Annotated in this window: 6 protein-coding genes; all 6 read right to left on the reverse strand. The window is 33.4% G+C overall.

Annotated features, from left to right (window positions below):
- Positions 1 to 350: 350 nt before the first annotated feature.
- The 6 genes from LKD41_RS15255 to LKD41_RS15280 all read right to left on the reverse strand — a co-directional run bounded on the left by LKD41_RS15255 (position 351) and on the right by LKD41_RS15280 (position 4,888).
- Positions 351 to 1,751, reverse strand: coding sequence for a hypothetical protein (locus LKD41_RS15255; RefSeq protein WP_227701650.1), 1,401 nt, complete (start codon positions 1,749 to 1,751; stop codon positions 351 to 353).
- A 24-nt stretch (positions 1,752 to 1,775) separates the two neighbouring features.
- Complete coding sequence (locus LKD41_RS15260; RefSeq protein WP_118666063.1) at positions 1,776 to 2,288, reverse strand: hypothetical protein; 513 nt, start codon at positions 2,286 to 2,288, stop codon at positions 1,776 to 1,778.
- A gap of 13 nt (positions 2,289 to 2,301) precedes the next feature.
- Positions 2,302 to 2,739: a hypothetical protein gene (locus tag LKD41_RS15265; protein ID WP_022242515.1), complete on the reverse strand. Its 438-nt coding sequence runs from the start codon at positions 2,737 to 2,739 to the stop codon at positions 2,302 to 2,304.
- Positions 2,740 to 2,869: 130 nt separating this feature from the next.
- On the reverse strand, positions 2,870 to 3,505 hold the full coding sequence (locus tag LKD41_RS15270; protein WP_227701651.1) for a hypothetical protein: 636 nt from the start codon (positions 3,503 to 3,505) through the stop codon (positions 2,870 to 2,872).
- 99 nt (positions 3,506 to 3,604) lie between these two features.
- Positions 3,605 to 3,964, reverse strand: a complete 360-nt coding sequence (locus tag LKD41_RS15275) for a hypothetical protein (RefSeq protein WP_227701652.1) — start codon at positions 3,962 to 3,964, stop codon at positions 3,605 to 3,607.
- 291 nt (positions 3,965 to 4,255) lie between these two features.
- On the reverse strand, positions 4,256 to 4,888 hold the full coding sequence (locus tag LKD41_RS15280; protein WP_227701653.1) for a hypothetical protein: 633 nt from the start codon (positions 4,886 to 4,888) through the stop codon (positions 4,256 to 4,258).
- Positions 4,889 to 5,021: the final 133 nt, after the last annotated feature.

Raw genomic sequence — 5,021 nt, forward strand, 5'->3', positions numbered from 1 at the left:
TAAGTTTCATTTTATCACCTTCCTGAACATTTGGAATAGTTCCTTACTAACGGATAATACCGGATTATCCATCATTTTCATATCAACCAGACTCCTCAAAGATTTCTCTCCACTCATCTGGCTATTGTTTAATACAAATTTTCCAAATACACAAATAAACACTGAACTATATTTCACAGCATCAGTTACACTACCTATGTATTTTAGTTTAGTCTCAAATGGGATTACCGCTGGAGAATTCCAACATATCTGAATTATGTGATATTTGTACTAGCTATCGCTTATAACTCATACTCCCATTCATCAAATTACTTTTTCTGTTAATAGATTACTCTCTTTGTCATTTCTTGTCAATTATTTTGTTGGAAATCTTTCTCGAAGGACTGCATTTCCCGGAACATTTCCTTATCGACATAGCAGCCGGCTTTCTCATGCTCCGTCAGATTGATGGCACAGTCAAACTGGTCAATGATTCCTTCTATCGGCTGTACCATTCCTTTCCAGCCATCTCCCATAGCATCCTGCAGCCGCTTCCAGTCCGTATACATTCTGACCGCTGCATTATTGTGCTTTCCTTCTATGGTCGGAAGTGAAATCTGCATATCCTTTTTCAGTACTGTCTTGCCATTTTCATCCGGCTCCGGAAAATCTTCTGACGTTTTAGTTGGAATAATAAATCTGGCTTTTGTCATTTCTATGGACAGAAATCTAAAATATAATTTGTAAATAAGCTTCTGCTCGTCTGTTGTCGGATGCCCAAGCTGGGCAATCAGAAGCATCCATCTTACCAGGTCAGGGTTGGTAACCGGAATGCTAATTTCCGGTATGTTGCTGTAGTCCGGCTCCGGAACAAATTCCGGTGCTGCTATTGCCGTATTTTCATTTACCACTTTGACTCCACAGGCACCATTCATATAAAAACAGTATCCCAGGAAATTGTAAATTGCCTTATGGGAATCATCGTTTTTAATCTCTCTGATTTCATACCGTTCTTCCGGAAATCTGACTTTAAATATATCCTTATATGCCTTAGTCAGAATCCAGATGTCAGGTGGTGTACACATATATGTGCCATCCTGCCGGTCTACCGTCTGGGAAAAAAGTGCCGGCTCTCCTGTGATTTTACTGTATACGCAATAAATAGCAGGTGCTTCCAATACCTTTTGAACAAGGGCTTTTGCAATTACACCAATCCTCTTTCGGACTTCTTCTTTTTCAGCATCATCCTTTGCCGGAATTACTTTCGTTTTATACCACGCATACAAACGCCAGATTTCTGAACAATCCGTAATGCTTAACTCATCAAGTTCTTTCTGTGAAAGTACCAGTTGTTTTGACGATACATAAGTATCTCCCAGACCAGAAATATAGGTATCATGTACTTCTTCTACAGTTGTCGCTCTTGAATATATCATTGTTCCGCATTTTATCGGATAAGTTCCAGTCTGCTCCAATTTCAATCCTACCCGACAGTTTTCTGCTTCACGCACAGTTTTTCCCTGTCCAACTTCTATTCCGAGCACTACTGTCACCAGTATTTCTCCATCATCATCCGAAAAATTACTCATGTAGACAGCATCACCCACCTGTATTTTTCCCTTCAGTTCACCTACAACCACGATATCATCTGTATTTCTAAGGCGGAACTTATCCTGTACTTTTAATACACACTTTCTTGCTGCTTCTTTGGAACTATTTTCCACTGCATTATCTTTATTCTTAAAAAGATGTAACTTTTCCCTGATTCCCATTGCAACCGGCTCCTTTTCGTTCTTCTAATTGTTCTGCTGTCTATCTATGATATATTCCAGCATTTTTCTCGCATTAGCTTTTTTCATTTGAAGTTCAAACAGTCTTTCCTTTTTTTCATTAAAAAACAGATATGCCACATTTCCCGGCATTGCACTAACCCCGGTGATTTGCCCGATTGGGATATTTTTTAGTTTTCTTTCTGCATAGTAAAATACTTCATTTTTCTTTATAAATACTGCCGAATATGTAAAATGCTGACACAAAAATGTTGCAAAACCAAGCTGAACCATACAGCAGCAAAAAAGAAACAGAAATAGTGACGCAACTTCTATTGAAAATAACAGAATCACCCATTCCAAAACACTAATTATATAAAACAGAATTCCAAATATCCATATTATTTTTTTATCCCCTACATAGATAAATGCTTCTGCTTTATTATTTTTCTGCTCTTTCTTACATTCAAGCATAAACTTTAAATCAAAAATTCCTATCACAAATGCTAAAATTATTAATATAATTAAAAAATATTTCATGCTATCACCTCGTCTAAAATAATCCTATAAAATCCGCCAGTATTAAATATAATGCATACCATATTCCAAAAGCTAAAACTGAAAAACAACTAAAATACAGTAGAATTTTTTCTCTTTTCTCTTCTGCATTTTTTGCCATATCAAATATTCCAATTCCAGCAGCCCAAAACAGAACTCCCAAAAGAAACTTTAACCAATAAATGCATATTATTTCTCTATTTAATGGCATCAATAAATAAAAAACGACTCCAATAATATCAACTACCTGTACACCTATCGCATACATCAACCCCATAATCGAAATTTCTCCATAAGAATGCCACAACCAGGTAAATACATATAAGAATCGATTATCTATCCAAATTTTTCTTCTGCCTGATGGTTTTTCTGAAAACCTAACTATAAACCACATCCAGACAGAAAACATAATACATTTTATGAATAAGTGCATTTTCTTTATCACCTCGTCTGTAAAAACTCTACTACCTTATTCCTTTTTTCTAAAAAGAATCGATATTCTGTTCCATTTCTTTTAACTATGTTTATCTGATTTGTAAAAATACCAAACAACTTTTCCTCTTCTAATTCTCTCCTCCCATATCTGGAATAATATATATCACCTTTGCTCCAAATAATTTCTTCATTTCTTCCTCAAAATTTAAATATATGGTTTTAGCTATATATACCTCTCCGGTAAAATTCATTAAAAACTTGTCCATATTATTTTTATAAATGAAACCATATTTAGAACAATTCTTGTATAATTGATGTTCAACCTTCAGTGTATTTAGTTCTTTTCTATCTTTAACCACTAATCCCGCATCAATTTCTTCAAAAAAGAGTGTTATCCACGGACAATGAACGAATTTGCCATTTTTATATATATTTACTCTTAAATTTCGTCGATAAAGATAGGTATTGGATATTATGACTGACTTCACTTCAGATAAATCTTTCTTTCGTCTTTTAAAATTATGATAATAAACTATTTTCTCATCCTGAATGTAATATCCATCTATGAAGAACCCGATTTCATAAACTAATAAGAACGCAATCCCTACATATTCAAGCAGGACAAGAATTGACACAATTCCATATCTGTCACCAGCAAGTTTTAACATAACAATTATTCCTAAAATCAGACCACAATATATTGCCAGTCCTCTCATTACATTGTGATATACTACTGAAATATAATATTTTTGTTTATTCATCATCTGTTTTCGCCAGCTCTAATCACTAATTTTAAAATGAACTATACTCTTGTTCCACCTACAGTTTTGTATACTCTGTCATTTTATCAAGACAAAATATTTCTAATTTTTATTAGCCTGTTCATATTTTCTGAAATAGTAATACATCATACCAGCATCGACCCACAAAGAGGTGAACATCGCAAGTGCAAAAAGTAGTACAACTACAATTGCATATGTCTCATTTTGACCCATGCTTTCCAGTTTCGACCCGGTTTGGTTTCTGCATAATCTTAGTGTCATAAAAGTCATTATTGCAACTGATGCTGCAATTTCTTTACCATTTGATCCATTTTTCTTTCCGTTTTCATACCATCCGTCATGTATTCGTTTTCTTACTAACCAAAAGCGTCCAAAATAACACAATGCAATCAGTATTGTTCCCACTATTCCTATTATCAAATAATTATTTGGTTTTCTCATTAACCCAATAAAGCACCATCCTCCAACAAAGAATCAGAAGACAAATTTCTATTATGGTACAGACCGCCAATACCTTCCATGAATTCAATATTTGCACCCCTAAAAAGATAATTGTTATTAGGAAAAATCCTATCTGATCATTCCATAAATTAGCTTCGTATTTCTTTTTTGTCTTTAAAAAATCTTGTATTTTTTCCATTGTATCCTGCCCTCTTGGTGACATCTCTATCTCCTTCTAACTATTCACAGAAGTTTGTGCTTCAAATACATTTCCATCCCATTCATCATAATTCAAATAATATGTATTGACTTTGTTGCTGCTCTTTCATCTATTTCATTTTTAAAATTTAGATATAGCGACTTTGTAATATATATATTTCCTGTGTATTTTTCCATTATTTCAGCAATTACATCTTTCTGGTAGATAAAGCCCACTTTTTGCTTAGATTTAAATATTTTATTCTCTATTTCAATGGAAGTCACTTTATCTGGATATAACGCTACCGCCATTGGATCTATTTTTTCAAAAAATAAAGTAAACCATGGACAAGGAATTATTTTTCCATTTTTCCACATATTAATTGGATTTGTTCCATGAAAATATATGTATGCATTCGATATCACAACAGCTTCTATTTCCTTCAATTTTTTTCTGTTCTTTTTGAATTTATGAAAAAATACTATTTCATCATGACGAATAATATATCCATCTCGAAAAAACTGAACAGAAAATATTACTGTCAAAAACGCTTCTATTAAAAGCAAATCCACAAATAACAATGTTAGTTGCTCTTTTATATATTTATCATTAATTGCCTGTATACATCCACCAAAAACGAGAACAATACATGTATACACAATTAACCCTTTTTTTATATTGTACTTTTCCATAGAAATATGATATTTTTGTTTACTCTTTTGCATTTGTTCTCCTAAACTCTTGCCACTTGTTCAATCTTGTCCTAATATATTTGCTCTTTATCATCGGGTAAACAATGCCATATGCTCTTTTTGTTTTTCTGATAGAGCATACCTCGCGTCTGTCATGCATATCTCC

It is taken from the genome of Roseburia sp. CLA-AA-H209 (genome assembly GCF_020687575.1).
In the GTDB taxonomy this organism is placed as follows: Bacteria; Bacillota; Clostridia; order Lachnospirales; family Lachnospiraceae; genus Roseburia_C; species Roseburia_C amylophila.